This is a genomic window from Pseudomonas fragi, from assembly GCF_025426255.1.
Taxonomy (GTDB): domain Bacteria; phylum Pseudomonadota; class Gammaproteobacteria; order Pseudomonadales; family Pseudomonadaceae; genus Aquipseudomonas; species Aquipseudomonas kulmbachensis.
Map to the genome: position 1 here is coordinate 2,441,550 of NZ_CP104861.1, position 25,340 is coordinate 2,466,889.

A 25,340-nucleotide genomic window follows, 5' to 3' on the forward strand; every position below is an offset into this window, starting at 1 on the left:
AATAGGAGATCCAGATGCCCTGTCTTGCTCCCTGCGTTGCTGCGCCCCCCTTGTTTGCCCCCCCTCACTCGTCTCGCCAATACCCGTTAGCCCTTGCACTAACGACGGAGAATAAAAAATGCTGACTGTGATCTGTAACGAGCCGCGCTCGCTCACCGCTATCGAAAGCCCGATGCCTGACCGCCAGCCCGGCGAAACCCTGATCAGAATCAAGCGGGTGGGGGTGTGTGGCACTGACCTGCACATTTTCACCGGCAACCAGCCGTTTCTGGAGTACCCGCGGGTAATGGGGCACGAGTTTTCCGGGATCGTCGAAGCCAGTGACGAGGGCAGTGGCCTGGTCGCTGGGGATGTTGTCTACGTAATGCCCTACATCTCGTGTGGCTCTTGCATCGCCTGCCGCCAGGGCAAGACCAACTGCTGCACCCGTATCCAGGTGCTCGGTGTGCACTGTGATGGCGCCTTTACCGAATACCTGAGCGTCGCCCATCAGTTCATCCACAAGGCCGTGGGGGTTTCGCTGGACCAAGCGGCAATGATCGAGTTTTTGTCCATCGGTGCCCATGCAGTGCGCCGCTCCAACCTCCAGGCCGGGCAGCGTACGCTGGTAGTCGGCACCGGGCCGATAGGCATGGCGGCGGCAATATTTGCCGGGCTGCGCGGGGCTGTGGTCACCGTGCTCGATACCCGTGACGACCGCCTGGATTTTTGCCGTAAGCACTTGAATATTCACGCGGCAGTGAAAATTGGCGAAGGTGATAAAGAGGCGCTGGCCGAGCTGACTGAAGGCGATTTCTATGACGTGGTGTTCGATGCCACCGGCAACGCCCGGGCGATGGAGCGCGGCTTTGAATTTATCGCCCACGGCGGCACTTACGTGATGATCTCGGTGGTGCGTGACTCGATTACCTTCTCCGACCCTGAGTTCCACAAGCGCGAAGCCACCCTGATGGGCAGTCGCAATGCCACCGTTGAAGACTTCCGCTATGTCGAGCAATGCCTGCGTGACGGTTTGATCCCGGATCAGGCACTCAACACCCACCGCATCCCGCTTAGCGAAGTTGCCACCCGGTTCACCACTCTGCTGGACCCGCAGCAAGGCGTGGTCAAAGCCATTATCGAGTGCTAGGAGCGTGGCGCTGCCTCTGCCGCCAAGGCCTGAGCAGCGCACCTGAACCGTTGAGGAACCACCATGAACCCTGCTAACTCATCATTACTGGTACTGACTGCAGGTGATGACGTCGCGGTTGCACGCGGCGATATCGCCTGTGGCCAGCTACTGTGTGCCGATGGCCTGTGCGTGACCGCGCTGGCCGATATCCCGTCGGGACATAAAATCGCCCTGCGCGATGTGGCCCAGGGACAGCCGGTACGCAAATATGGCCAGATCATCGGCCAGGCAAGCAGCGATCTGCGTCCCGGTGAGCATGTTCACGTGCACAACCTGCAGATGCCGCTGGCCAGTTCCACCCACTCGTTGGCCAACGTCTACCAGCCCACCGTTTACCACACTGACCAGGCTCGTTTTGCTGGCTATGTTCGTGCAGACGGTCGTGTCGGTACGCGCAATTACATCGGGGTAATTTCCAGCGTCAATTGCTCGGCCACCGTGTGCAAACAAATTACTGCGGCGTTCGATGCCGGGTTTCTGCGCGATTACCCCAATGTTGACGGCGTGGTCGCCATTACCCACGGCAGCGGCTGCGGCATGGGGGCCAAGGGCGAAGGTATCGAGATCCTCAAGCGCACACTTCGCGGCTATGCCGATCATGTGAATTTCGCGGGTGTGCTGGTCATCGGTCTGGGATGTGAAGTCAATCAACTGGCCCCGCTGATGGAGCAGTTGGCCGACCGAACCGCAGTACTCAAGGCCAGTCTGGTGATCCAGGACGCGGGGGGCACCCGTGAAACGGTGCAGCGTGGCATCGGTCTGGTACGGGCCATGCTCGCGCAGGTTAACAGCCAGCAACGCAGCAGCGTGTCGGCCAGCCACCTCATTGTTGGCCTGCAGTGCGGTGGCTCGGACGGTTATTCCGGGATCACCGCCAACCCGGCGCTGGGTGCGGCAGTTGACTTGGTGGTGCGTCATGGCGGTACTGCGATCCTCTCGGAAACCCCTGAGATTTATGGTGCCGAGCACTTGCTGACGGCCCGCGCGGCCTCGGCGCCGATAGCCGACAAACTGATGGGGCGGATTCATTGGTGGGAGGAGTACGTACGCCAGCATCACGGCGACATGAACAACAATCCATCGCCTGGGAACAAGGCTGGAGGTATCACCACCATTCTCGAAAAATCTCTCGGCGCAGTGGCCAAGGCCGGTTCTACAGGCCTGATGGGGGTGTATGAATATGCCGAGAGGGTCGAGCACCAAGGCCTGGTGTTCATGGACACTCCCGGGTACGACCCGGTGTCGGCCACTGGCCAGGTAGCGGGCGGGGCGAGCCTGATTTGCTTCACTACCGGGCGTGGATCGACCTATGGTTGCAAACCCACCCCGTCACTGAAAATCGCCACCAACACCCGGCTGTTTCAACGCATGTCATTGGACATGGATTTCAATGCCGGAGGGATTGTCGACGGTGAAGAATCGGTGGCCGAAGCGGGCGCACGCTTGTTCGAACTCATGCTCGCAACAGCCTCTGGGCGCAAAACCTGCAGTGAAGAAAACGACATGGGTGACAACGAGTTTGTGCCCTGGCAAATCGGCGCGGTGATGTGAGACCAACAAGCCAAAGGCCCCAGCACCGAGGTTAGTGCAATGCGCCTCGACCGCTGTGGTAGCCTTTGGCATCATTTCTCGGACTCTGCCTCGATGGTCTCTTCCTTTGCGTCTTCAGAGCGCAAGCTCTACCAGAAAATCGCCGACCGGTTGCGTGAATACATCGTTCAGGGTGACTTCAAGGTAGGCATGCGCTTGCCTCCTGAGCGCGACCTGACGCAGTTGCTCGGTGTATCGCGACCGTCGCTGCGAGAAGCGCTGATTGCTTTGGAAATTGAAGGCAGCATCGAGATCAGGATGGGGTCGGGCGTCTACGTCGCTGCACGCTTGCGCGAGGGTGGCGCACGAACGGTTACGCTCGGCGAGAGCCCGTCCGAACTGATGCAGGCACGGGCGCTGATCGAAGGCGAGGCGGTGGTGCTGGCGTGCATGCATGGGAAAAAAAGCGACTACCGTTACCTCAAGGATTGCATCGAGGCCATGCGTGCGAGCATCGAAGCCAATCGCCCACCGCTGGAAGACGACCGCAAGTTTCACCACCGCCTGGCAAAAATGACCGGTAACTCAGCGTTGGTAAGGATCATAACTTCGCTGTTCGATGAGCGTCACAGTCCAATTTCTGCGCACCTTAGCGAGCGCTCGGAAAACCACGGCACCTGGGATGCCGCAGTGATCGAACATGAAGCGATCTTGCACGCGCTGGAATGCAAGGACGTCATTGCTGCCCAGACTGCCATGCGCCAGCATTTACTGTGTTCCGAAGCGCGTTGGTTGGGGGCGCTGGAGGCTCCCTAGCCTCACACACATCGAATACATGCTCGAACACGTGCAGTGGCGGGCGGCTGAAATGCAAGGCTCGTTACGAAAATCCTCTAGCCGCTGCCGTAGGAACGAGGCTGCGTCCGGCGGCGCAGCCGTCGTGAATTCAGGCAGCGCGGTGTATCAGTCAGACAAGGGGCCTTGATTTTACGATTGCCTCGCAACCGAATTCAGCCTCGTTCCTGCGGCAGCGGCTACCAAGGCCTGCGTTCCCTGTCGGCAGATGAAATCGCGCAATTACCAGCTGAAAAAAACCGCTGGAGCCCTTAATCTAGACGCCTTTATCCTGTGTGCGGATTGACCATGCCTTCAGTTGCCGATGGGTTGCCCAGTAATACACGCTTGCCAGCGGTCATCGCGATCTCCCTGGGGATCGGCATGGCGACCCTGGATACCGCCATCGTCAATACGGCGCTGCCGACCCTGGCCGAAGGCATCGGCACTGACTCTGCCTCAGTTATCTGGGTGGTCAATGCCTACCAACTGGCGACCATTGCTGCGGTACTGCCTTTCGCCGCGCTCAGTGACGTTTTGGGTCATCGAAGGGTGTTTCTCGGCGGCCTGCTGGTATTTATCGTAGCGTCACTGTTCTGCGGTCTGGCCTGGTCACTGCCGACGCTCACAGCAGCGCGAGTGGTACAGGGCTTGGGCGCGGCGGCGATCATGAGCGTGAACATCGCGCTGTTGCGGCATATCTACCCGGCGAAAATTCTTGGCCGTGGGCTGGGCTATAACTCACTGGTGGTGGGGCTGGCCTTTACCTTGGGGCCGACGGCAGCGTCGGCGATCCTGTCCGTAACCACCTGGCATTGGTTGTACCTGATCAATGTGCCGCTGGGCCTGCTGGCCGTTGTTCTCGGGCTGCGTTCATTGCCGGTAATCCCCATCAGCGGGCACACCTTCGACCGTCTGGCCGCGATCCTGTGTGCCGGGCTGTTCGCCTTGCTGGTACTGGGCTTGGGCTCATCGGTGCACGGGGGCGAGGGAGGGTTGAGTCTGGGCCTGATCGGCGTGGCGCTGGCGTGTGGGCTATGGCTGATGCGGCGCCAGGCCGGGCATCCAGCGCCGATGCTGGCGATTGATCTGTTCAAGCGGCCGCTGTTCGCCTTGTCCTCCCTGACTGCCATTTGCGCGTTCAGCGCCCAGGGCTTGGCATTTGTGTCGCTGCCTTTTCTGTTGCAGATGGGGCTCGGCCACAGCCAGGTGGCCACGGGGTTTCTGATGACGCCCTGGCCTGCGGTGGTGGCAGTCATGGCGCTGATTGCCGGGCGCTTGGCGGACCGGGTGTCGCTGGCGCTGCTGTGCGGGACCGGGCTGCTGATGTTGAGCGCGGGCATGGCGTCCCTGGCGCTGTTGAGCAACAACGCTTCGACCTTTGACATCGGTTGGCGCATGGCCTTGTGCGGTGCCGGTTTTGGTTTCTTCCAGTCACCTAACCTCAAGGCAATCATGACCAGCGCCCCGATGGCCCGCAGTGGCGGTGCCAGTGGCATCGTCGCCACCTCGCGGCTGATGGGGCAAACGCTCGGCGCGTCACTGGTGGCGTTGTGTTTTCACCTGTCTACGGACAGCGGTCCGCAATACGCGCTGTGGCTGGGCTGCGCTTTTGCCCTGGCGGGCGCGCTGGCCAGTGGTTTGCGCCTGATGCAGAGCCCGGAACAGAGCTGAAGGGGTCAGGCTCTGCCAATTAAATAGTCAATGTTGATCACAGCGCCCGATGAAGAAATACCTGCATCTGGTGCTGCCGGTAAGGCGCCAGAGAGGGTTTACTGCGCGACCTCGACAACCCTTGAGCGCAGCCGCGCCGTTTGGCGGCTATAAGCAGTCGGGTAATGGGCGTGAGTGGGGGGAGTCGGGGTTTGACGAATACCTGGAAAGAGCGGTCCGTTCACCTGCTCGACCGTCGTCTGCAGGTGATTTCGATCTGTTTTGTCTTGAGGCTGATTACAGATGATTAGTTGGTGAGGTATCTGGCACCCGCGTGATGTCGGCTTACTTCGATCCAGCGCCGATCTGCCAGACGTAGGGCGGCTCGGTATTGTTGATTTCCCAGTCGCCGATAATGCGTTCCTTGTAAATGATCGGGTTGTGCGAGGCCGCAGTGCGGGCGTTGCGCCAGTGACGATCGAGGGCCTTGCCAGTGCTGGTGGCCGAGGCGCTGAGGGCGTTGAACAGGTCACTGGTGGCGCGCAGCACAAGGTCGGCGATCACCACTTGGGCCTGGGCCGATTCCAGTTCGGCCGCGATGTTGGCCTCGCGTTCTGCGACTTCGTCATGGGCGAAGCGGCTTTCATACGCTATCTGCAAGGCGGTCGCCGCGCGCAGGGTGGTGGCGCGTGCGGCATAGACCTGCGCCGATGCCTTTCCTACCACTTGCTGCACCTGGACGTCCTGGCTGACGTGGCTGGCATTGCCGGTGCTGAAGATGCGCGTGCGTGTGCGCACTTCTTCCGTGATGTCGCGCACCGCGGCACGGCCGGTACCGGTCTGAACCGCCAACAGCACCAGTTGATAGAAGGCCGTTTGGTACTTGAAACGGGTGGCGAAGTCGAGCAGGTTTTCGGGCTCCACCACGACGTTTTCGAATACCGAGGTGCCGCTACCGGTGGTGCGCTGGCCAAAGCCATCCCAATCGTCGCTCTGCGTGATGCCCGGTTGTTGCACGCGGACGGCGGCAATCACGTCGGCACCGTTGTCATCGCGCTGGGCATAGAGGTCGATCGCAATCAGCGAAGATGCTACCGGTGCTGTAGTACTTGGTGCCATTGACCACCCAGTGTTCGCCCAGACGCGAGACACGAGTGCCGACCTGGCCGATCTTGACACTGCCGATTTCGGTCCAGGCATTGCCCACCAGCTCACCCTCGACAAAACGCTTGAACCAGGTGTCCTGTGGTGCGTCGGCTTGGGCATTGAGGCGGTCTTCGACAAAGGCAAAGTGACCGCGCAACGCCTGTGGCAGATTGGAGTCCGCTTCGGCCAACTCGATCAATAATTCAAACAGTTGGGGCAGGGAAGCGCCTGCGCCACCGTACGGGGTTGGCACACGCACAGCGCCAAAGCCGGCTTCCTTCAGCCATTTCACTTGTTCAAAGGGCAGGCTGCGGCTTTGCTCGCGTTCCAGTGCACCAGCGGCGATGCGTGCAAAGATCGGCCGGAAGCGCTCGGCCAGGGCCTGGTAGTCAGTACCGGTGGAGAGGGGGCGTGGCAGGTGTTGTTGCTGGACTGTCATGGTGCAACTCCTTTTGGAAGGCAAGAGACGCAACAGCGCGGTCGATCTGTTGCGTACTGCTGTCAGTGCACAGGTCGTGCCTGGCGATGTAAAAGCCGTTTTACAGGCCGTGCGAGGTGTCAACGGTCCTCACTCCTGTCGCCTGCCGGGCAATTTGTTGAAGCGCTGACCGCCCGACAACAGAGGTCCGGGTGGGGCTATGTGCCAAACGCCGCGTGACAACTGTTGTGAGTGCAACAGTTGATCAACAGCATGTCCGTCGGGCGACACTGAGCGTTTACGAAATATGCATAACTAATTGATTTATATTGAATTACTGAATTGGCACGGTTGCTGCTCTAGTCCTTGCGCAGGTGCCGCGGTGGCCTCTGCCATCACGAGGACGGGCAATGAGCAGCACACTGAAAGTGGTTGCGGTATCCGGGAGCGTGCAGCGGCCTACGCGTACCCTGGTGCTGCTTAAGGCACTGATCGCCGGTCTTGCGCAAAAACTTCCGATCGAGCTGCACCTGATCGAGTTGTCCGAGGTCGGACCGCAGTTTGCCGGGGTGCTGCGCCGTGAAGACTTGCCCGCTGCGGTCGAGGCCGATCTGCAGGCCATTGAAACGGCCAACCTGCTGATTGCTGCCAGTCCGGTATACCGTGCCTCGTACACGGGGCTGTTCAAGCACCTGTTCGATTTCGTCCATCACCAGGCGTTGAACAACGTGCCGGTGTTGCTGGCCGCCACCGGTGGCTCGGACCGCCATGCCCTGATCATCGATCACCAGTTGCGCCCGCTGTTCGGCTTTTTCCAGGCCCTGAGCTTACCCATCGGTGTGTATGCCGCCGAAGCCGATTTCACCGATTACCAAATCACCAGCCCGCAGTTGCTCGAGCGCATCGAGCGCGCTGTCGAGTCGGCGGTATTGAGCCTCACTCCGACTGTTCAACCGGACGCCAGCGCAGCCTGACGTTCCGGCTCAACCCTCACTTCAACGAATCAATGGAGTACATGCAATGAGCCAGGACAACATTAAGTTTGCCTACTGGGTTCCCAACGTCAGTGGCGGCCTTGTGGTCAGCAAAATCGAACAGCGCACTAGCTGGGACATCGATTACAACCGCAAGCTGGCGCAAATCGCCGAAAAGGCCGGCTTCGAATACGCCTTGTCACAGATCCGCTTTACCGCCGGTTATGGCGCCGAAAATCAGCACGAATCGGTGACCATCAGCCACGCACTGTTGGCCGCCACCGAGAAGCTCAAGGTGATCGCGGCCATCCTGCCTGGCCCATGGAGTCCGGTGCTGGCAGCCAAGCAGCTGGCCACCATCGACCAGTTCACCAACGGTCGCGTCGCGGTGAATATCGTGTCGGGCTGGTTCAAGGGCGAGTTTCGCGCCATTGGCGAGCCATGGCTGGACCACGATGAGCGCTATCGTCGCTCGGAAGAATTTATCCAGGCGCTAAAGGGCATCTGGACCCAGGACAACTTCAGTTTTCATGGCGATTTCTACCGTTTCCACGACTACACCCTCAAACCCAAGCCACTGCAGCAACCGCACCCGGAAATCTTCCAGGGTGGCAGCTCGCGCGCGGCGCGGGACATGGCTTCTCGGGTCTCCGATTGGTACTTCACCAACGGCAACACTGTCGAAGGCATCAAGGCCCAGGTCGACGACATTCGGGCCAAGGCCGCGATCAATGGCCACTCGGTGAAAGTAGGGGTGAATGCCTTTGTCATCGCCCGCGAAACCGAGGCCGAGGCCCGCGCGGTGTTGCAGGAAATTATCGCCAAGGCCGACCCCGAGGCCGTTAACGGTTTCGGCAGCGAGGCGAAGAACGCCGGAGCTTCCAGCCCGGAAGGCGAAGGCAACTGGGCCAAGTCCACCTTCGAAGACTTGGTGCAGTACAACGATGGTTTCAAGACCAATCTGATCGGTACGCCTAAGCAGATTGCCGAACGCATCGTCGCACTCAAGGCGGTGGGCGTGGACCTGGTGCTCAGTGGTTTTCTGCACTTTCAGGAGGAGGTGGAGTACTTCGGCCGCAAGGTGTTGCCGCTGGTGCGTGAGCTGGAGCGCGAGGCGGTGGCGACCAAAGCTGTGGCGTAAGAGGAGGGCTTCGCCCTGCACCATAAGCGCCTGGGAGCTCGCCGTCGGCGTGTTTGCCGGGCTTGGGGCCCTCGTCTGTCGCGATCCCGAAACTGGCGGGTTACGACGTGACATTCTGCGAGGGGCCACTGCTGCTGATTTTGACGTGTGTCAGAACCCATTCGTGTTTCGAGAGTCTGAAAAGACTAACGTTCTCAAAGCTCTGTTGGGAGAGGGCGTTCACCCTCTGCAAATCGCTGGGCGCTGAGTGGCCCTGTGAGCGCGTGTAGGACCTGTTTTCATCAATGAACAAGGGATATTCCATTGATCAAGCAATTCGTTTTAGGGCTGTTGGCTGTGTCTGTACTGGCCGGATGTGGTGACGACAAAGAGAAGGTTGTGCGGGAGAAGATTGGGGAAGTGAAGGTCGCTTTCGATAACCGACCACAAGGGGCTCTAAACGAGGCTGGGACTCATAGTCTGACCTCTGCTGACATTAACGCCTGTGTATCTCAGTTGACTGATGCCAAGGCGAAGCTGGACCAGATTCAGACTGAATACGCTTCTACGCAAGCCGTTCAGTCAATGGAAACTCAGATGTTTGCTGGAAAGCTTCGTGGTCAGTTAGCGACCTGCAAGCAAACCAAGGCTCAAATGGGCTGGTAATGCTCGTTGCGGTCCGGTTTGCTTTCTCGAATGGAATCGCCGGATCTCATGACATATGCCGTTGAATTTTCAATAGGTGTTACAGAGAGTTTGAGTGCATATCTGGTTGCAGTACGTCTGTTTCGGACGATTGCTTTCATAGTTTTGCCACGCTTGGGCTGCTTGCTGAGCCTGAACTGGACATTACTTGCGCTTCGTTTGTGAATTTCTGCATGTCGAATTGGTAGTTGCTCAAATTGGCTGCGATATACCGTTTACCCAAAGCACCTGTTTCTGGAGACATGTGACCATTTACGACGCATTTATGAACGGCTGTAAATTGTTGTGGTAGTTACCCCTCCACCTCCAATCTGGATCTAAGGTGCCTCCCAAATGTAAGCCAGCGATTAGTCTTCAGGGCAAAGTCAGAGTGATCACGTAAGCTCCCGACAGCACCGGTTTTCCCGAACCTTCCACCAACTCGTATTGTTGATTGTAATAGCGACCATCTGGACTGCTGCCAGCGAGCAACTTGACTTTGACGTTGGAATGTCCGGTAGCACTGACAGAGCTGACCGATTCAACTCTACGCACGTTTACCGCACTGCCAAGCTGTGGGCTCGGGCACCTATTGAACTCAAAGGTCGAACTCATTTTTACATTGGTGATACAGCCCGACTCCTCAATACTGCCGTGAAACTGGATAACCCCTTGCCCTAACGGGACGGCAGCCAAGCTAACATCGCTCAACGCAAAGACCAGGAATGTACCTATCGCCAATCGATTATTGTCCATGCTAATGCTCCTTTGGATTGTAAGGAACGCATCGATAATTCTGGCTGATATTTTGAGTTTATTTTGGAAACTTCAGATGTTTTTTCTCGAAAGTGAATCGTCCCTAATCTTGTAGAGTCATTGGAGATCCGCTTTTGTCCGATTTCTGCCTGTCTCTATCGGCAGCTATAGGTCGATAGTGTAGTGGTCAACTAATCCCGGACACGACGTTAAGTTTTGTCTCGGCCTGGTCAGCATCCGGGTTTCCTGACAACGCCCAGCCCACTATCTGACGCGCATACAGATCCATAACCACGGCCAGGTAGTGCCATTTTCCTTGCGCCCAGATGTAGGTGATATCACCGCACCAAACCTTGTTTGGCTCGGGAGCATCGAACTCACGATTCAGTGTGTTTGGAATGTCAGACCGCTCTACCGTTGCTTTTTTGTAGGTATGTGCGCCAGGCTGCTTGCTGATCAACCCCAACTCCCGCATCAAGCCACGCACCTTGAAACGTCCGATCTGCTCGCCATCTTCCTGTATCCTCAACACAATACTGCGGCTGCCAGCAGCGCTTCGACTTTGGGTGAACAGCTCGTTGACTCGACTACGTAATCGAATCCTCTCAACACCCGGAGATCGCCGCCTCAGGCGATGGGCGTAGTACGTCGAACGGGTGATTTCGAACACCTCGCACAAGCTTTCAATGGGTTCGTGTGCGCTTAGCAGATGGATCGGCGCGTGCGCTAGAGGTCTTCCTACATCAAGAGCGCGGTAGTCTTTTTTAGTATCGATTTATCTCGTTCGAGACTAGCGATTCGAGCTTCCCGCTCCAGGATTTTTTGCTGCTATGGGGTCAACGCCTTGCTCTGTGGGGTTACACCTGTGCGTTCCTGTTGAAGCTGGCCAACCCAACGGCGCAGAGCCGACTCGCTAATGCCGAATGAGCGACTGGCTTCGATGAAGCTGTGATTTTGCTTAGCACGAGGTCAGCAGCCTCGCGTTTGAATTCAGCGGAAAAGACACGGCGTTGTTTGGTCATCTGACACCTCGATCTGGCGAGCATTCTCGCCTAAATGGGTGTCCGGAATCATTAGACCACTACAAGAGCACGCCATAGCTCTTGAAAGGGAACCACTCACTTGACTCGCAGCGAGGAGTGTAAATAGTGGGCCGACTTTTCATCGGCTTCACCTGACGCTAAAAGATGGGCAGTTGAATTGGTAAGCTTGTAAATCCGCCACAAAGTTGCTGCATGACGTGGCACCACCGATGAAGAAGCCTTGCGCTTGGTCGCATTCGATACTGCGTAGAAAGTCGAGTTCTGCTCGGGTCTCTACACCTTCAGCAACCACCGTAAGGCCCAGTTTTCGACTCAGATCCACGAGGCTGCTCAGTGCTGAGGCTAGACTTTCATTTTCAGCACAACCATGCACCAATGAACGGTCTATCTTGAGCTCACTGAAGGGCGTGGAAACCAGATTGAAGTAGGAGCTGAATCCCTTGCCGAAGTCATCCTGAGCTAAACCAAACCCCATCATGCGCAATCGGCAAGCGCCGGCGTAATAATTGCCCAGCTCTTCGGTGGTTGAGCTTTCCATCAACTCAAAGACGATGCGGCTCGGCTCAGTACCATGGTTCACAACGTAATTGTGCAAACGGTCAACCAAGTCGTGCTCATTCAGTAAGTGAGTAGGCAAGTTGATTGACACAGGCATATCCCGGCCCAGCGCGCGCCACTGCCTTTGCGCCTGCAAGGTTTGCTCGAGCATCAGCCACAGTAGTCGCTCTTCCAGCCCCAGGCTGATCAGTGCGGATAGAAAATCTTTGGGCAATAACAGCCCGGATTCTGGATGGGCCCAGCGCACCAGGGCTTCGGCACTGAGAATGTTGCCATTACGCAGCGATATCTTGGGTTGGAACCAGGCTTGAATCTGCCCATTGTTCATGGCCAGTTCGATACTGCGCGGGTCAATATTGAGGGTATGTACGCAGGCCGATTCAGCATTGTGTCGGGCTACCGCGAGGCGTGCTTTCAAATGTCTGAGCGCATCGGTCTCAACCGGCTTGGCGATCAGGCCGAGGACTGAGAGCCCAAGGTTTTTAGCCGCCAACTCGGCACTGACCAGCATGCGGCGCGGCGCGGCACTGACCAATGCCAGCGCTGGTGGTTGTTCCAGGGCAGCAACTTTCTGGATCAATTGCACGCCGTCCATGATGGGCATCAGTAAGTCGCAGAGAAGCAAATCATAGGCATGACGGGCTAGACACTCCAACGCGACAACGCCATCCCGGACGGTGTCTACGGTAAAGCCGCCAACCTCATTAAAAACTTTCAGCACATACTCAAGCTGAAAAGGATGCGCCTCAACGATCAGTACACGATAGGGTTTCACGGGTCCCTCCTTAAATTGTGTTGAAAGCAGTAATGCCTGATCAGCCAGTTATTCAATCCCGCATTCACACGCGAGCCCGTCCGGCCACCAGTGGGCATCCATGCCCATGCCGTCCAGTCAGTTAAAAACGTGCCAAACGGTTATCAACGCCAGGATTTAAATCGTGATACGGGCAACCTCCGTTACGAGTCGAGATGGATTTCCGGGAGGCTCATAACACCCGAGTTGAGAAGGTCTACACGCTTCCAGGTATTAACCCACCACACTAATGCTTTCAAAATAACGGTATTCATCGAAACCATTAAGATGTTTGCTTGTTCTTTAATTTGGTGCACTTGGCCTGTTTTGAACTTGCAAAGGTGGTGTTTTATGTTGCTCGGTGCCGTACGAAGACTGATGTGCGTATCGGTTGATTCAGCCGCGTTGCCGTTCTGGGATGTAAGAAGCGCCAATATGAGTTTCAGGCTCGATAGCTGGTCGGTCCACTGCATCCACGCTTGTTTTATTTCGCCGCTTATGCTTCGGTCGTGTCGGGTAGCAAGAGTTACTAGGGATTCATAGAGGTTCTGTGGAATGGTCACGTCGAGCTTTTCTGCAGATGTGACTTCTACGTTGTTACTTTGATTCATAACGCTTCTTCCTCCTGGAGCTATATGCAGTCCTGATGTCGCATATGTTGTGTGTATGTGCGGGGTCAATAGGTTTTTGCCCGGCAGTCACCCGTCACAGAGGCAATACTCGGTGATCAAGTTATCGGCTTTAGTGATGATGATGCCAGGGCACAGATTATTTAAATCCATGCCCATTAATGTGGTTATAGAGGGTGAGGACATAGTCCGCACCAGGTGTTATTAAAGAGACCTCACATTAATAGCGGGTAAAGGTACAGCGCTTCAAAAGGCTGATATTGTTTGTGCATTGCGGTACTCATAATTGATGGCAGGTGGCCATTATATATTACTTGAAGGTAATATCGATGTTCGCAGATGCTCGAAAAGGGCCAACTTTAGGCGTAGTACTGAGCCACTTAAGGCTCGCTAAAAAGTTTTTTCTGACGTTGGTGCCATTCACCAGTCCCAGTTCTACGGGGGTGTTCATAGGGATAAAGCTCATCGGTGTATTTTGCTGTGATAGCACAATCCCGAAGCCGCTGTTGCTGGTCGGCAGGATAGTGGTTGTGTCCTGCACGGGGTATGTCGAGCTGAAGCTGGCGTTCAGAACCTGTCCCTGGCAATCCTGGCCACTGTCGGGCCCTGAGATGTCGGCGCTTATGGAGAAGGGCACCTGTTTTTCGATGAACCCCACCCTGGCATTTTGACGTGGAATGCTACCAAAATTTACAGCCGAGCCATTATTTGCAGTCACGGTCACTTTAGGGTTACACGAGATAAACCTGATATTGCCCAGCCCGGATACATAGGCATTGAAGTTGCTGTCGGCGACATTGTTAAGTCCGCCCACACCATCGACCTGGAACAAGGAGTACGCCCCGGTGTTGGTAATCCTGCCGCCCGGTGGCGGTGCGGCTCCGGTGGCCTTTATATATATCGAATAGGACACCGTCAAACTGAGAGATTGCGCAGGCGACAAGCAGGTAGAGCCTCTTTTTCGGCAACGTGTTCCAGGACCGATATCTTGCCGTGCTGAATTCACCAACTTGTAGTCAATACTGCCGTAGTTAACCCCTATTTCAATTGAATTATGAATGCTCTTCAAATTGTTTTTTGGGTCCCAATACAGGTAGGCATTTTCTCCGCCAGGATGGTTTCGATCGTCAACACACTGGAAGGTCGACGTGAACGTCGGGGAGCGCCACAGCAATGCGCCCGGCACGGTATTGGCAGTAGAGACCTTGATCTGTTCAGCGAGCACAATATCCTGACGGATGCTGCCGTTCTTTTTACATGACAAGGCATAACTATTAGATGAGACCGCTGCCAGGGTGATTATTAATCCGGCGGTCAGTCCTCGATGTTTATGCGTTAATAAAAAAAACATATGGTGTCCTTTTATGGCTTCACGCAGGCCAGCGAAAGCTCTTGATAACCGATGTTCTGTTCTTCCATGACGGCCAACTCGGGCACGCGCAATGAGCACGTTTCGTTTATGCCGGCTCCCCATTTCACCAACAAGAGATCACCCGTGGAGGCACCCGAGATGTAGATGTCTCCGTTAGTGCCAACCGTGCCGCTGTTTTTGCCTGTCGCGCTGAAAATATTGGCACCCAAGGGAGGCGAGTTGCCGTCGCTCATCGTGCTGTGTACCAAAAGGCTTTGGCCGGAGTGAGTTTCAAACGTCACACGAGGAATAGCCCCACGTGTTGGCACCACATCCCTGGCCGCCAGCGGGATATCCAGGCCGCTGCCAATGTCTTCAGTCCTTAACGCGATACGGTTGTGACGATAGGGAGTAGCAGAAGTCATGACTGCATAGCCGGAGCTGTCAATTTCCACGCCAGGCTGGTTTTCCAGGCGCACGCCCTTGGCGTTTTCGGCTTCGATCAGTACGAATGTACTTTGCAGCGGCTGGGTCAGAGTGAGCCCACGTGCGTGTGCCACGATGCCCCCTGACACGCCAAGTGTGGTCTGTTGGTAGTCGTTGCTGTAGCTATAACCCGCGTTAATCAGGCCCTTGTTGCCCTGGTAGCCAATGTTGGCCGAGGACGTCTGCCCGGAGTATTCGTCATGTCCGGTCTGCACTACGTAATTGAGCCGGTCATCGTCAAGTGCCGTGCCACTCAGGCCAGAGCTGTAGGTGTTACCCGACTGCTCGCTGTGACCGACATTGAAACTGGCCGTCATGTCTGACGATTCCTTACTGAAAAAGCTGAACGGAACCGATACGGTCACATTCACACTGCGGTCCTTATAGCCATAGTTACTGCGGCTATCCTGATAGAAAATGCCATAGCTGGTATTTTTGTAGCTGCTGTTAAAACCTGCCTGCACCGTTCGGTCTTCACTGGAGCCGCCCCAGTAAGACTGATTGCTCACGTTGGCATATAACGTCGAACTGGCGCCCATGCGCTGGTTGATAGACAGCTCGACACGTTGGCGTTTATTGCCGAAGTTGTCGGTATAAGTGGTCCGACGACGAGACTCTGCCCAACCTGGCACACCCAGATTGCGGTAATCATTTTCATCGTAGTACTCGTTACGGTAAGTGCCGCTTTCATAGCTGTCACGTTCAGCTACAGCATCAGAAAAGTCGTAATAACCGGAGGTCGAATAACGGTAACCGGCAATGCGAAATTCGGTCCCAAGGTCGCTCAGCGACTTGGAATACAAGAAGCGCACGCTCTGACCTTGTTTGCTATCGCCGTTGGCCAGGTCGGTATCGGAGTAAGAGGCGTCGAACGACACCGCGCCCCAACGGCCCATGTTTTTACCCAAGCCTGCTACGGCGGAACGATAGTTCTGCGCCACCATCAGCCCGCCGTAGGGGGTAACGTCATAAGTCATCCCGCGTGACAAAGTGCCCTGTACAAATGACGGTTGGTAGTGGGTAGTCCCGTCATGGTACTTGCCGGCTGTCAGCTGATAGTCCCAGATCCCTTCACGCAACATGTTGGGCACCGAGGAAAAGGGCAGGGTAAAGCTGCTTTTTGAGCCATTGGCTTCAGTGATCGTTACATCCAGATTGCCGCTTAAAGAGCTGGGGTAAATATCGGTAAGCGCAAACGGGCCAGGGGGGACGTTAGTGCTGTAGATCGTGTAACCATTCTGCCGGACTTCAACCCGGGCAGCGGTCAATGCAACCCCGCGCACTACCGGGGCGTATCCACGCAGGCTCTCTGCCAACATGTCATTGGCGCTAGACAGTTGCGCGCCACGGAACTGAATACTGTCGAAAACGTTACTGTTGGTGTTGGTTTGCCCAATGATCAAACGGCTACGCCAGGGCACAATATCTGTTTCAGCCCAGGTCGAGATATTATCGAAACTGGAACCCGCGCCTGATTGCTGGCTCAGCGTAGAGTTATTTCGCAATCGCCAGCTGCCGACGTTGATACCGTTGTTGAGGCTCAGAAAGGAGTAATCCGAAGATTTATCCGCTTGCTGATGGCCGTAACGGTTGTGGCTACCATTGAAGTTGTAATTGATAAAGGCGGCATTCACGCCCTGATCATAAACCTTGGGTGAGATGGAACCTTGCGCGCGAGGCTCCAGAAATAATTGCGGCACCTCAATGTCCATGCGTTGCAGCGCAGCGTCATGACTCAGCTGTGCACCTTGGACTTCTTTGTTCAAGGCAAAGCACCCCGTGGGATCTTGCACTTGGCGATCGGACAGTTTGATCCCGTAGCCCCGGTAAGCCAGAGCCGTCAGGCACGGCACTATTGGCTGGTCGGGGGCGAGCTTTTTGAATTCGATATCACGATGATCGATGCGTTGACCATTCAGGAAAACGTCGAACGGATAGCTGCCGGGCAGAATATCGTCGCTGCCTGAAAGTGCCGCCACCTGAGCCGCATTTTCGTTGCCACGAATGAATGACGTGTTGAACTGGTCCGTGGCCTTGGCAAGAGGGGCGAGTAGAAATGGCACAACATAAAAATAACCTGCGCGGTTAACCATTTTAATTCTGCGTGTCAGCTTGTGTGTAGCTGTTTTTAGGTGCACCACGACTCTTTCCCCTGCGAAGCATGACTCATTTCAACGAGACGTTTTTGATCTCGGTGTGCCCGCCATAATTATTGATATAGGTAAACGACAGGCCGTTTGCGGACTGTGCATTTGATGGCAGGGCAATCTTGAGACTGTCATATGGGCCGACCATATCGGCATTTACTTTCCAGGTTTTATCGCCGTTGCTGAGCGTTAAAATACCTAGTGTTACGTACATGGGGCCGTTATTGGTCACGGTTAACACCTGGCCTTGACGCTGCCATTTCAAGGCTTCAGCCTGGGCTTGCAAATTGGTTTGCAACGCCTGTGGCCGATAAAATAATTTAATACGCGTACGAATCGCTACTTGCAGTACATTGTCCTGTTTAGGGGCAGGAGGAATTTCCTGTACATTGACCCAGAACAGGGATTCGCGATCTTGTGCCAGTCCTTTCCCTGAATAGATAAAACGTAAAACAGCCTCTTTATGAGGCGCCAGTTTCAAGATGGGTGGCGTCACAATAATCGGTATGTCGCGCGGTATTTGACTTGCATCGCCCGTATCCAGCCAGGTTTGAACCATGTAGGTTTCCTCGCTGTCGTTATTGATAGAGAGCGATGCGGACTTGCTGTCACTGTTATAAATAACGCGTGTTGCATCTACCTGAATGCCAGCAAACGTGTTCGCGGAACAGGCGAGCAACGCACACAAGAGTACTTTTTTCATAAGGGGTTCAAGCGCTCAGAAAAGTGGCCATCCTTGGCCAGTGATTCTCCTGCGGGGTTATTTACTTGTACTCGATAGCGAATGTCGCGGTAGCGTTCGCTTGACCTGCCGTTACAACGTCCTGGTAAGACTTGTAACGGGCGCGCAGGTTGAATGTGGCAGAGCCCGGGTTAGCGCCGTCAGCAGCAACGGTGACGAGCGCGGGGCTGGTGACATTCTGGCTGATTGGCAATGTGGCGCCATTGTGGTCCAGTACTTCAATACCTACACCGCCTGCGCCGCCAGTCACAGACAACAGTTCTGGATGGCCCGCTGGAGTGTTGCCATCAAAACGCAAGGTGTAATCACCTGCTTCACATTTTTCGAGGTTGATGTCGAATGCTTTCGCGCCGCTGGTAGAACCTGACGTCGGGAATGCAGTGGTTGGGTATTTACCCAGGTAAACTTGTTTGTTCTGGTCTTGGTCCGACACTTTACAGGTGGACTGTACAATTTCGCCGGTGAAGGCTACGTTGCCATTTGCAGCCACTGCGTTATAAGCACTCATGGACAGTGTCAGTGCAGCTACGGACAATACAATTTTTTTCATTTTTCGTTACTCATCAATTAATAGAGGGGCAAGCAAATAACTGGCAGCACTCTTTTGAGTGAGCCCGCAACTAAAGGGTAATAAAATTCACAGAATAAATAATTACCACCGCGTAAGTCATGACAAGTCATGGCAAGGGCGGATTAAGTAACTTTCTATTAAGGTATGTCAGATCGCTTAATTGCTGGGCAATACACTGGTTTGTGATATTCGCATCAACATACTCGATGACATTGAAAGATTATTGCCGAGCCGAAACTAGCATGTCAATACAATGGGATTTTTCCAGCACTATGCTCGGTGTCGTTTTATTGACGCTGCATTTGCATCTGTCTAATATTATTTATGTGTTTAAGATCAGCAAGTAGCTTGTCAATGAGATCTTGAGTGGATAGATAGCCTTAAAATTCAATTTACTAAGGTGTCAGGCAGATGGTCGAAGCTTTACATGGTTTTTGAAAAACGAACTTCATCGTCAAAAAACAGACAGCGCTAAATTTTTTTTGTGAACAAATATCCCCTGAAACTAGTACTCGTCAGATGTGATTTTTTTTCTTGGCTGGAGCAAATGTCTCCCAAAAGGGTCAATCCCTGAATGGCCCGGGGTGGATAATGTGGTCGAAACCCAAAGGCGCCGAGTCGACGATTGGGTGAGTGAAGTATCACAGGAGCGGGGAGAAGAGCCTGCAGTTGGCCGAAGCGATCTCGAGCAACGATTTCTCAACGCTCAGAACGATATCAAGTCATGGACGGAGAGAAACGACCTCTGGGACGACAGCGGCTTCACTTCATATGCAGAGCGTGTGTGAGGTGAGCCAGGATAGGAGGCAGTGGTCTTCATCCTTTAGAGCAGTGGAGATCTCGCTCGCTTACTGGACGAAGATATTGACCCTCCTTTTCGGGCTTAGTTTGATCAGATCTGCGAGTCGCATGGCTTCTGGTTCGAGAACAATGATGGTTACTCCTGCTATTTCTTCCAACGACCGCTGCGGTTGGCGTTCCTGGACAGGATTTTCAGGATTTCAGAGGCGCCAGGAGATCGCTTCAAGTCTACAAACGGACGTGATTGGATCGCGCTCGACGGCGATTTGAGAGCAGCAGCGTGTGACTTTTCGAGAAGGGGGCTGTTGGACTTCAGGCTGAGGGCATCCTTTTCAAACCATCCAAAGTATGCCTTCAGATATGCCCCCAATGTAGCAATCCACTGGAAGTGTATGGAGCTCCATGGTCTATGAAAACGCAGAAATGATCAGATAAACAGCCTGCCAGACGGCCCCTAAAGACTCTCAGGGTCGCCAAAGAACATTTTGACTTGGCTCTAGGAAAGTGGTTTCAGCTTAAAAGGTAGAATTATGCCCCCAATTGCGCCTAGTGTTCGAGCGAAACTGGGGTTGGCTGGGGTGTAGGGAAGTGGCACGTTCAAAGGTTCTCCCTTGGTGAACCGGAACCAAAGCAGGTTAGGCGTAACCCAATTCTTGTTCGGCCCTGCTAATGCAAAGTAACCGGTTCGGTTTCGACACATGTCGGGTAGCGAGGCGCAGCACGCGGGCGGTCGAATGCGAGTGCCCGCGTGCTCAGGTATGCTCGTACAGCTTGGACAGCAAGTGAAATGGCAGGGCGCCCCCGCTTTGGTTAAAAGGAAAATACCCCAGCTCATCAAGTATCACCAGGTCTTTGCGAAGCAGTCCCTGGGCGATTCTCCCGGCCTTGCCATCGTACTTTTCAAGACCTCGGCCACCGTCAGTCCGTTGTACTGCGGATGCACAAGCTCGCTCCAGAGCGACCGGCAGCGTTGACCGATCCAGATATTCAGTACTTCAAAGGTGGAGTCCCAGCATTTTGCCAAAATCAGGAAGTCTTCTTCAGGATATCCCTAATCGGCAAGTTCAAAGGATCGGGCAACTATTCGACAGAATTGGGTGAGGGGGCGAGGTGAGTTTCAAGTCCAGCCTCGTGGGTGGACTTGAATTGGCGGGGCTCTCGGCGCTTTAGCGGGTTTTTTCGGTGCTTCGCTCCGAATGAAGCGCCTGCCAATGTGAAATCTGCTGTTGGATGTTCCAGTAAATGATGTGCTCGTAGAGTTTTTCCACAAAATCCACATCGAATCCAGCGTCGACGGCCCAATCGCGGCGGTCCTGCAGCATCGCCGCAACCCGTTCCGGTGCGGGGATCGCTTGTTCGTTGGCCTTGAAGCGCACGGCGGCCTTCACGTAACCCAAGCGTTGTTGCAGTGACTCCAGTATCTGGCGGTCGAAAAAGTCGATGCCGGCGCGGATGTCGGTGAGGCTTTCGCACGCCTCGGGTTTTTTCAGTGACGACATGGTGTTTGTCTCTAATAAAAAAGTTCGGTTTCAGATGACGTCGAATCGTGGGCATGCCAGCCGGGAAGCGGCGGGCGGGCGTTGGTGAGTGCCTTGATGGGCACGGGTAGCGCCAATGCCCCAGGCATCGGTGTCACGCTCGGCGATGACCTCATCGATCAAGGCATCGATCATGCAGTTGTCGTGATGATGGGGCGTGGTGATCAAGTGCGCGGTGTCGCCGGAGGTAGCCAGGCAATACTTTTTCGCGATGCGTTCTGACGGGCATAGAAACACCACGGTGATGGAGTTTTCATTGCGCCATGCATCGATGCCGGCTGCCTGAAAGCGATCCACGGCATATTGCGCCTGGTCCAGGCAGTGGCGGATACGCTGGCGCCAGTCGGCGAACGAGTGGCTGCGCAGCGCTGCCCACATCATCAACGGCGTGTGGCCATTGCGTGAGCCGCTGATGGTTTTGTCATGGGCCAGGATGTAGTCGACTTCCACGGAAATGCGCGCCACGTTCTTGCGCTTTGCCACCACGATGCCGCACGGGATCGGCGACCCGATCATCTTGTGCCCGGACACGCAGATCGAATCGATGCCATCTGCAAATGTGAAGGGTTGCGGATGGTCGACGAAGGGCAGGATCATCCCACTCAGCGCCGCGTCGGCATGCAGGTAGTAGTCGTGCCGGGCAATACCCGCCAGTTGCAGGCGTTGTTGGATGGTCGCGATGTTGTCCACCGCGCCACGCATCGTCGTGCCGATATTGGCGAAGATGATCGGGTGACGCTCCTGGTCTGCGGCGATCTTGAGCATCAGGTCGTCGTAGTCGATCTCGCCGTTGGGCAGGGATTCGACGGCACGGCATTTGATGCGCAGCAGCTTGACGATCTTGGCCACCGAGTAGTGTGTGTCCTTGGAGTAATACAGCGTGCCGTCGGGGAACAATTCGCGGGCCAGGTAGCAGCCGAACATATTGCCTTCTGTGCCGCCATTGGTGACGTAGCCCCAGCTGTCTTCTAGTTCAATGTCGAACAGCTGGGAGAAGTACGTCATCACGTCCTTTTCAAAGCCGAACGAGTTCAGCACATAGTTGCTGTACTCGTTCCAGTCCCCGCAGTTGTTGATCGAAAACTGCAGAAAGCGGTGCAACTGGGAGTAATCGAAATCGGCGGATTCGGGGTAGCCGATATTGAAGTACTGGTGGGTCACGCAGTGCTGCCAGAAGTGTTCAAGCCTGCTTTGGTCGGCCGTTGATAAGGTCATCTCTAACTCCTTTTAAATCGACTGGGCGAAGCGGCCCGGTCAGGCCGCTATTTGCCGTGTGTCCACCAGCAACCACCAGCTGGCGAGCGTGGGCGAGTCGGCCAGCTCTTCAAAGGTGACGGTGATGCCACGTTCCTTGAGTTCGGCGGCGAGTTTCATCACTTGCAGGGAGTCGAGTCCGTAGAAAATCAGGTTTTCCTCCGGGTCCAGTTCTTCACCGTCTTCGATCAATTGCAACACGCGGGTTTTCAGCCAGGCGCGGGTGGTTTCCGCCGTCAGCAGTTGGCGCAGCTGTTTTTTGTCGATCTTGCCTACGGCGGTGAGCGGCATGGTGTCGATCAGCCGTATGCGGTCGGGCAGTTTGTATTCGGCGATGCCCAGCTCCATCAGGTGGCGGCGCAGGGCGGGCGGCTTGAGGTTGGGATTGCGCGAGACGACGAAGGCGCAGCTCTTTTCCCCCAGTGCGGCGTCGGGCATGGCGACCAGCCCGGCATGGGTGACGTCGGGGTGCAACACGATGAGGTTTTCGATCTCTTCGGAAGCGACTTTTTCGCCACCTCGGTTGATCTGATCCTTGACCCGGCCGACGACGCGCAGGTCACCGCTGGGCGTCATTTGCACCAGGTCACCGGAGTAGTAGTAACCCTCGTTATCGAAGGCTTGGGCGTTCTGTTCGGGGCTCTTGTAGTAGCCGCAGAAGGTGTAGGGGCCCCGGGTAGCCAACATGCCGGGCTCGCCGTTCGCTACGGGCACACCTTGTTCATCGACGATTTTGATTTCGTCCCCTGGGCTGATCGGGCGGCCTTGGGTAGTAAAGATTTGCTCGTCGGTGTCATCTAGGCGGGTGTAGTTGATCAGGCCCTCGGCCATGCCGAACACCTGCTGCAGCTTGCAGCCGAGCACACCGGGGACCTGGCGGGCCAGCGAGTCGGCGAATACAGCGCCGCCGACCTGGAGGTATTCAAGCGATTGCAGTTGCTCGCTGTGCTCCGGCGCGGCTTGCAGCCACAACGCGACGGCACTGGGCACCAGGGCGACGGTGTTGACTTCGTGGCGCTGGATCATTGCGAAGCAGGTCTGCGGCTCTGGGCTCGGTGCCATGATGATGGTACCGCCCGCGTACAACACGCCCAGAGCGCCCGGCGAGCTGAGCAGGAAGTTATGCGCTGCCGGCAGGGCACACAGGAAGCGTGTTTGTGCGGTCAGGCCGCACACCTCGGCACTGGTACGGGCGTTGTAGTGGTAGTCATTGTGGGTGCGTGGGATGAGCTTGGGGGTTCCGGTGCTGCCGCCGGACAACTGGAAGAGGGCAACTTCATCCGGTGCGCTGGGGGAGAAATCCACGCGGCTGTCGCTTGGGCTTTTGATCCAGGCAGCCAGGTTGTTGGGGGCGTGCTGTTCGCCGAGGAACAGCGTGACCTGAGGGCTTGCGCCGACTTCGTTGAGGTCGGCGAGGTAGCCGTCATCACGAAACACTTCATGCTCACGGGAGGCGATCAACAGCTTCGGCGTTATTTGTTTGGCGTAGCTCTTGAGTTCCAGTTTGCGATGGCTGTAGAGCGCGTTGAGCGGCACGATGCCGGCCTTGAGCAACGCGAACAGCACGATGTAGAACTCGGCGATGTTGGGCAGTTGCACCAGCGCGGTGTCGCCGTGGCCAAGCCCGTTGGCGGCCAGGTGCGAGGCCAGGTTGGAGGACAGTTGGTCCAGCTCGCCGTAATTGAAGCGACGCTCGCCGCAAATGATCGCGCAAGCCTGGGGCTGTGCTTGGCTGCGGGCCTGGAGCAAGTGGGTGAGGGGTTGATCGATCCAGTAGCCGTTTTCCCGATAGCGTTGTGCTCTGTCGAGGGGCCAGTGCGTGAATTCTAGAGTCATGGGGGTCACTGATAAAAATGGGGAAGTTAGTGGGCCAGGCCGCATGCGCGCAGCATGGTGCCGAGCTTGGTCTGGACTTCTGTCCATTCGGAGTCGGGGCTTGAGGCTTCGACGATGCCGGCGCCGGCGAACAGGCGGACCTTGTTGCGCTTGATGGTGCCGCAGCGGATGGTCACGACCCATTCGCCGTTACCTTGGGCGTCGCACCAGCCGACCATGCCGGTGAACAGGCCTCGCTCGACGTGTTCGACGAAGCGGATCAGGTGCCGGGCGCGTTCGGTCGGGAAACCACAGACCGCAGGGGTAGGGTGCAGGCGGCAAGCCAGCTGCAGGGCCGAGATATTGGGGTCGGCCAGGGTGCCTTCGATACGGGTGGAGAGGTGCCACAGCGCAGGCGTGCTGATCAGGCTGGGGCGCCGTGGCACGTTCAGTTGTGTGCACAATTCACCGAGCTGGGAGGCGATGTCTTCGGTCACCAGGCGGTGTTCGTAGTGGTCTTTTTCCGAGGCGGCCAGCCAGTCGGCGTTGCGACGGTCGGCTTCGGGGTCAGCCATGCGCTTGGCCGAGCCGGCCAGGGGGTTGGACACGAAGTCCAGGCCGTCCTTGTGCACAAGCAATTCGGGGCTGACGCCGATCAGCGTGGCGCCGTCCGGCATGGGCACGCGGAAGTGGTAGCCGCTGGGGTTCTGGGCACGCAGATTGTTCTGCATGGTGCTCACGTCCACATCTTGGGCAAACAGCAATTCGCGCTGAACCGAGAGCACTGCCTTGCGTACGTCGCTGTAGCGGAAGTTGACGATGGCGTGTTCGACCGTGCGCTTGAAGCCTTGCTCGTCCGGTATGTTTTTTTGTTCAAGCAGTTCCGGCATTGAGGCCGCACCGGTTTGCACGGCACCGCTGCGGGCGCGCCACTCGGCGTGTTCGGGGATGTAGAGGCAGGACGCTTCAGCGGGATCGAAGGGGATGGCGCCGACGATGATCGGGTTGGCCTGGCCCGCTTTGCGCGCTTGTTCAAAGGCATGCGAAACGGTTTTTTGAAACAGGCTGCTGGCGTTTTCGCCGGCGATGGCCGGAGTTTCGATGCGTTGCAATATGCCGCTGACAGCTAGTTCATGATCACCGGAGGTGAATGAAAAACTCCGCGTTGGGTCCAGCTGTTGCACCTCATCCATGTCGCTCGTCCTAAGGGTGCCCGTTCTCATTTGCAGAAAGCCTCCGTGGCTTGTGGTCAAAAATTTTTACCTTGAAATATAATCATTATCGTTTCTAATAGGTGACGCTAATCATTTAGATTTGTCAATCACA

18 protein-coding genes and 4 pseudogenes are annotated in these 25,340 nt (G+C 56.0%); 8 read left to right on the plus strand and 14 right to left on the minus strand.

All coding sequences use genetic code 11. From position 1 onward, the window contains the following. The first annotated feature begins 118 nt into the window (after window positions 1-118). From N7D90_RS11130 to N7D90_RS11150, 5 genes and pseudogenes are all read left to right on the plus strand, one after another. Window positions 119-1,129 carry a zinc-binding alcohol dehydrogenase family protein gene (locus tag N7D90_RS11130; protein WP_261742208.1) on the plus strand — a complete coding sequence of 337 codons (1,011 nt, stop codon included), beginning with the start codon at window positions 119-121 and terminating at the stop codon, window positions 1,127-1,129. A 63-nt stretch (window positions 1,130-1,192) separates the two neighbouring features. Beyond that, on the plus strand, window positions 1,193-2,722 hold the full coding sequence (locus N7D90_RS11135; RefSeq protein ID WP_261742209.1) for a UxaA family hydrolase: 1,530 nt from the start codon (window positions 1,193-1,195) through the stop codon (window positions 2,720-2,722). A gap of 93 nt (window positions 2,723-2,815) precedes the next feature. Beyond that, window positions 2,816-3,517 (plus strand): FadR/GntR family transcriptional regulator, encoded by a 702-nt coding sequence (locus N7D90_RS11140; protein WP_261742210.1) that lies wholly within the window; start codon window positions 2,816-2,818, stop codon window positions 3,515-3,517. Window positions 3,518-3,844: 327 nt separating this feature from the next. Beyond that, complete coding sequence (locus N7D90_RS11145; RefSeq protein WP_261742211.1) at window positions 3,845-5,209, plus strand: MFS transporter; 1,365 nt, start codon at window positions 3,845-3,847, stop codon at window positions 5,207-5,209. A gap of 133 nt (window positions 5,210-5,342) precedes the next feature. Continuing rightward, window positions 5,343-5,495 (plus strand): annotated as a pseudogene (locus tag N7D90_RS11150) (aldehyde dehydrogenase family protein); the annotation flags it as partial. 38 nt (window positions 5,496-5,533) lie between these two features. On the opposite strand, the pseudogene N7D90_RS11155 reads toward N7D90_RS11150, so the two are convergent. Then, window positions 5,534-6,773, minus strand: a pseudogene (locus N7D90_RS11155) (acyl-CoA dehydrogenase family protein). Window positions 6,774-7,162: 389 nt separating this feature from the next. On the opposite strand from N7D90_RS11155, the gene msuE reads away from it, so the two are divergent. The 3 genes from msuE (at window position 7,163) to N7D90_RS11170 (ending at window position 9,512) form a co-directional block, all read left to right on the plus strand. Then, window positions 7,163-7,726, plus strand: coding sequence for an FMN reductase (gene msuE, locus N7D90_RS11160; RefSeq protein WP_261742212.1), 564 nt, complete (start codon window positions 7,163-7,165; stop codon window positions 7,724-7,726). 46 nt (window positions 7,727-7,772) lie between these two features. Next, window positions 7,773-8,867: a dimethylsulfone monooxygenase SfnG gene (gene sfnG, locus N7D90_RS11165; protein WP_261742213.1), complete on the plus strand. Its 1,095-nt coding sequence runs from the start codon at window positions 7,773-7,775 to the stop codon at window positions 8,865-8,867. Window positions 8,868-9,170: 303 nt separating this feature from the next. Next, entirely contained in the window at window positions 9,171-9,512 is a 342-nt protein-coding gene (locus tag N7D90_RS11170; protein ID WP_261742214.1) for a hypothetical protein, read from the plus strand. A 393-nt stretch (window positions 9,513-9,905) separates the two neighbouring features. On the opposite strand, the gene N7D90_RS11175 is transcribed toward N7D90_RS11170, so the two are convergent. The 13 genes and pseudogenes from N7D90_RS11175 to N7D90_RS11235 all read right to left on the minus strand — a co-directional run bounded on the left by N7D90_RS11175 (window position 9,906) and on the right by N7D90_RS11235 (window position 25,237). Beyond that, on the minus strand, window positions 9,906-10,286 hold the full coding sequence (locus N7D90_RS11175; RefSeq protein WP_261742215.1) for a type 1 fimbrial protein: 381 nt from the start codon (window positions 10,284-10,286) through the stop codon (window positions 9,906-9,908). 229 nt (window positions 10,287-10,515) lie between these two features. Next, window positions 10,516-11,308: pseudogene (locus tag N7D90_RS11180) on the minus strand (IS3 family transposase); the annotation flags it as partial. Window positions 11,309-11,456: 148 nt separating this feature from the next. Beyond that, complete coding sequence (locus N7D90_RS11185) at window positions 11,457-12,662, minus strand: EAL domain-containing protein (RefSeq protein WP_261742216.1); 1,206 nt, start codon at window positions 12,660-12,662, stop codon at window positions 11,457-11,459. A gap of 182 nt (window positions 12,663-12,844) precedes the next feature. Continuing rightward, window positions 12,845-13,291, minus strand: coding sequence for a hypothetical protein (locus tag N7D90_RS11190; RefSeq protein WP_261742217.1), 447 nt, complete (start codon window positions 13,289-13,291; stop codon window positions 12,845-12,847). Between the two features lie 328 nt (window positions 13,292-13,619). After that, window positions 13,620-14,660 (minus strand): fimbrial protein, encoded by a 1,041-nt coding sequence (locus N7D90_RS11195; RefSeq protein WP_019822634.1) that lies wholly within the window; start codon window positions 14,658-14,660, stop codon window positions 13,620-13,622. 11 nt (window positions 14,661-14,671) lie between these two features. Then, the gene (locus N7D90_RS11200) at window positions 14,672-17,209 is read right to left on the minus strand and encodes a fimbria/pilus outer membrane usher protein (RefSeq protein WP_261742218.1); all 2,538 of its coding nucleotides are present in this window, start codon (window positions 17,207-17,209) and stop codon (window positions 14,672-14,674) included. A gap of 103 nt (window positions 17,210-17,312) precedes the next feature. Beyond that, the gene (locus tag N7D90_RS11205) at window positions 17,313-17,996 is read right to left on the minus strand and encodes a molecular chaperone (RefSeq protein ID WP_019822636.1); all 684 of its coding nucleotides are present in this window, start codon (window positions 17,994-17,996) and stop codon (window positions 17,313-17,315) included. A 61-nt stretch (window positions 17,997-18,057) separates the two neighbouring features. After that, window positions 18,058-18,585, minus strand: a complete 528-nt coding sequence (locus N7D90_RS11210) for a fimbrial protein (RefSeq protein ID WP_019822637.1) — start codon at window positions 18,583-18,585, stop codon at window positions 18,058-18,060. Between the two features lie 1,577 nt (window positions 18,586-20,162). Further along, window positions 20,163-20,309: pseudogene (locus N7D90_RS11215) on the minus strand (ATP-binding protein); the annotation flags it as partial. A gap of 264 nt (window positions 20,310-20,573) precedes the next feature. After that, a complete protein-coding gene (locus N7D90_RS11220; protein WP_261742219.1) occupies window positions 20,574-20,906 on the minus strand; it encodes an isochorismate lyase in 333 nt (110 codons plus the stop codon). Between the two features lie 30 nt (window positions 20,907-20,936). Continuing rightward, window positions 20,937-22,160 carry a histidine decarboxylase gene (locus tag N7D90_RS11225; protein WP_261742220.1) on the minus strand — a complete coding sequence of 408 codons (1,224 nt, stop codon included), beginning with the start codon at window positions 22,158-22,160 and terminating at the stop codon, window positions 20,937-20,939. A 39-nt stretch (window positions 22,161-22,199) separates the two neighbouring features. Next, the gene (locus tag N7D90_RS11230; protein WP_261742221.1) at window positions 22,200-24,035 is read right to left on the minus strand and encodes a (2,3-dihydroxybenzoyl)adenylate synthase; all 1,836 of its coding nucleotides are present in this window, start codon (window positions 24,033-24,035) and stop codon (window positions 22,200-22,202) included. Between the two features lie 26 nt (window positions 24,036-24,061). Continuing rightward, entirely contained in the window at window positions 24,062-25,237 is a 1,176-nt protein-coding gene (locus tag N7D90_RS11235; RefSeq protein ID WP_410012290.1) for an isochorismate synthase MenF, read from the minus strand. Window positions 25,238-25,340: the final 103 nt, after the last annotated feature.